Genomic DNA, 3,887 nt, shown 5'->3' with positions numbered 1-3,887 from the left:
AGCGTTGTGAGCGTTTTGGTCAGTAGCGAAGGATTCATAGTCGCTATAGTACTGATGATATCCTTGAGCTCCATTCCCTCCATCGTTGCGTTGTTTATAATATGCCGAATATCAAGGTTAGCTGTTATGTCAGACTCGATATCAGCCGCTACATTACTGCTTGTTAGTATGAGAGAACATGTCAGGTATATATTACGTAATTTCATCGTTAACTCCTTGTCGCGAGTTATTTCAGAACCTGGAAAAGCAAGAGTTAAAGCTAGGTGTCAGAAAACGTAGTTCCAAACTAAGTTGATTAGTGGGCAATATTGCATCAAAGCAACTTACATTTTAATTTTCAGATGTTTCACATCGCTTTGTCTTAGGATCGATTAATACTAAGAGTCGGCATCCCCTTGCTTTTTGAAGCGGCGAAGTGACAATACTTTTCATTGGTGATCGCGTTCTTGAGTACGACATTCCCTGTAAGATGGCATCTAACACGGCTACTTGTTGTGGTTTATTTAGTGTTGACCAGCTAGCAAGGCCGATTTCAGCGAACCCGTAGAGTGTCGTTGCATCAAAAGGACCAAATCTCTTGCTCAATGTGAGTAAATTAAAGATCTGCCCTTGGCTGGCACCTTGTAACCATGCAACTTTTGCCAGTCCGGTATAGCTTTGCGGCCAGATGGGACGCTGGGTGATTGATTTAAGGTAATAGTCATTTGCTATAGATAGCTGCCGGTTATGTTGATTTAACGTTGTTGTATCTGTTAATGACTGCCTCAATGCTAATGAGGCAGCAAGTGAGTTATAGTGGGGGTGCTCAGAGTGAAGTGAGAGCATCCTGCGTGCAAGAATAGAAGCATTTTCTAGCTCACGTTCTGTGACTGCATTTGTTTTATTCCATCGCTGCTGTAGTTGTTCTAGCCCGACAGAATATAGATTTGCGATCCCAAAGCTACCCGCGTAGAAAATTACCAGGCAGGCTATGAGAGTAATGCTCAACGAGCAACACTTATTAGCCATTTGAAACCAGCGGTGTTGTACCCGGTTTGATAGCAGCGACAGAATCTGCATCCTCTGCACAGAGCCGCCGGGATTCTTTTAGGTATAAGTTTTGGTAGCAGTAGTTTGTAGCGTCGATGAATCCTTCGACACTGCCACAATCGAAGCGCTCACCTTTGAACTTATAGGCCAGAACACAACCATTGTTGGCTTGCTCTAATAATGCATCCGTGATTTGTAATTCGCCGTTTTTACCGGGAGGCGTTTGTTCAAGGATTTCAAAAATATCAGGGGTCAGAATATAGCGGCCAATAATGGCCATGTTGCTGGGGGCTGTACCGGGTTCAGGTTTTTCAACCATATTCTCTACTCGGTATAGATCTTGTTTGATCATTTGCCCGGCGATTACACCGTATTTATGGGTTTCGTTATCTGGCACCTCTTCGACGGCGACAATAGAGCATCGAAACTGTTTATACAGTGCAACCATCTGCGATAGAACGCCTTTGTGCTGGTTTATACAAAGATCGTCTGCCAGTACCACAGCAAAAGGTTCATCGCCGACTAACTCTCGGCCACTAAGAATGGCATGTCCCAGCCCTTTCATTTCATGTTGCCTGATGTAGGTGAAATTAGCACTGTTGATGATCCGGCGAATATCAACAAGTAACTCTTCTTTTGAACTGCCATTGATTTGATGCTCAAGCTCATAATTTTGATCAAAATGATCCATTAGCGCATGTTTGCCACGGCCAGTGACAATACACATACTTTCAATACTGGCTTCTATCGCTTCTTCAACACCGTATTCAATAAGTGGTTTGTTGACGATAGGCATCATTTCTTTAGGCATCGATTTTGTTGCCGGTAAGAAGCGCGTTCCGTAACCGGCGGCAGGAAAGAGGCATTTTTTAATCATAAGTGTCCTCGTGAAATGAAGTCAGATAATTAATAGAAATAGAGCAACAGATACTGATGTTATTGTCTGAAAGAGTGCTGGTTCTCAAGGAACCATTGGTATGTTTTATGGAGTCCGTCTTCAAGCGATGTTGATGCTGTCCAGCCTAGTTGCGCAAGACGCGATACATCTAATAGTTTTCGGGGTGTACCGTCAGGTTTCGACGCATCGAACTTTATCTTTCCGCTAAATCCAGTTACGCAGGAAAGCGTGGCTGCTAAATCATGGATGGTACAGTCACGACCCGTGCCTATATTGATGTGCGATTGCATCGGCGTTGTGTATTGCTGATAAATAGACTTATCAAGTGCCATAACATGGATGCAGGCTGATGCCATGTCATCGACATACAGGAATTCGCGCATAGGGGTTCCTGTACCCCAGATAGTTACATTTGAAGCATTGGTTCTCTTGGCCTGGTAAAAACGGCGGATCAATGCAGGGATCACGTGACTGTTATCAGAGTGGAAATTATCTTGCGGGCCGTAAAGGTTGGTTGGCATTACACTACGATAATCTACACCGTATTGACGAGAGTACGACTCGCACAGTTTTAACCCTGCGATTTTGGCAATGGCATAGGGTTCGTTAGTCGGTTCTAAATGTCCGGACAGAAGAATGCCTTCTTTAATCGGTTGGGGGGCTAGCTTGGGGTAAATGCACGACGAACCGAGAAAAAGCAATTGTTTGACGCCATTCTTCCATGCTGCATGAATAACATTGGCCTCGATCATCAAATTTTCATAAATGAAGGGGGCTGGTTCTGAATTATTGGCATGAATCCCACCCACCTTAGCGGCCGCAAGGAACACAGTATCAATAGACTCTTGGTGGAAAAAATGGTTAACCGCGCTTTGGTTGGTGAGGTCGAGCTCTGCCGAACTCCGTGTCAGTATGTTGTGATAACCCTGCGCTTCAAGCTGACGAACAATTGCTGAGCCCACCATTCCGTGATGACCGGCTACAAAAATTTTGCTGTCTTTATTTAATGACATAACTAAACCCAATTAACTGAGAGTAATAGAAAATACATTGGATATACTGGCGTGCATGCCTAAACACGAAGGACGGCTAATTTTCTCGGGAAATAGTGATCTCATGGCCGTGCTTTTTCAGCAAGGCATGGCGTTTTGCTATATCAAGGTCATTCGTTACCATCTCAGCGCATAGTTGCTGGAGTGATATTTCTGGCTCCCAGCCTAGTTGCTGTTTAGCCTTGGTTGGATCGCCTAGCAGTGTTTCTACTTCGGCCGGGCGGAAATAGCGAGGTTCAACCTTAACGATAACGTCGCCAATATTCAGAGCCGGTGCCTTATCGCCAGACACTGACATGACGATGCCGCACTCATCAACACCGTGGCCTTCAAATGCCAATTCGATACCCAGTTCGGCTGCAGCCATCCGTACAAAGTCGCGCACAGAGATTTGCTTACCCGTTGCTATCACGAAATCTTCAGCAACATCTTGTTGTAGCATCATCCATTGCATCCGAACATAGTCTTTACTGTGCCCCCAGTCCCGAAGGGCATCCATGTTGCCCAGATAGAGACATTTCTCTAGTCCCTGAGCGATGTTAGCCAGTCCCCGAGTAATTTTTCGGGTGACAAACGTTTCCCCACGGCGCGATGACTCATGATTAAACAGGATACCGTTGCACGCATACATGCCATAGGCTTCACGGTAATTTACAGTACACCAGTAGGCATACATTTTTGCCACCGCGTAAGGAGAGCGAGGATGAAAGGGGGTTGTTTCCTTCTGCGGGGTTTCTTGAACCTGGCCGTATAGTTCAGAGGTTGAGGCCTGGTAAAAGCGAGTTTTCTTCTCCAATCCTAAGAACCGGATGGCTTCCAGCAGCCTTAGTGTACCGAGTGCATCGACATCTGCAGTGTACTCTGGTGATTCAAATGAAACGGCGACATGAGACTGTGCTCCCAGGTTA

At 45.4% G+C, this 3,887-nt stretch carries 5 protein-coding genes; all 5 read right to left on the bottom strand.

Annotation, left to right across the window (positions count from 1 at the left end):
• On the bottom strand, positions 1–206 hold a 206-nt coding region (locus tag MHN01_RS19355; protein WP_239412848.1), incomplete at its 3' end, for a hypothetical protein.
• A 124-nt stretch (positions 207–330) separates the two neighbouring features.
• Positions 331–987, bottom strand: coding sequence for a hypothetical protein (locus MHN01_RS19350; protein WP_239412847.1), 657 nt, complete (start codon positions 985–987; stop codon positions 331–333).
• Positions 988–1,000: 13 nt separating this feature from the next.
• Positions 1,001–1,906, bottom strand: coding sequence for a UTP--glucose-1-phosphate uridylyltransferase GalU (gene galU, locus MHN01_RS19345; protein WP_239412846.1), 906 nt, complete (start codon positions 1,904–1,906; stop codon positions 1,001–1,003).
• 59 nt (positions 1,907–1,965) lie between these two features.
• Positions 1,966–2,940, bottom strand: coding sequence for a GDP-L-fucose synthase (locus tag MHN01_RS19340; RefSeq protein WP_239412845.1), 975 nt, complete (start codon positions 2,938–2,940; stop codon positions 1,966–1,968).
• Between the two features lie 76 nt (positions 2,941–3,016).
• A partial coding sequence (gene gmd / locus MHN01_RS19335) for a GDP-mannose 4,6-dehydratase (RefSeq protein WP_239412844.1) occupies positions 3,017–3,887 on the bottom strand: 871 nt, incomplete at its 5' end.

Source organism: Photobacterium sp. OFAV2-7 (genome assembly GCF_022347985.1).
In the GTDB taxonomy this organism is placed as follows: domain Bacteria; phylum Pseudomonadota; class Gammaproteobacteria; order Enterobacterales; family Vibrionaceae; genus Photobacterium.
This window is presented reverse-complemented; position numbering and strand designations above follow the sequence as displayed.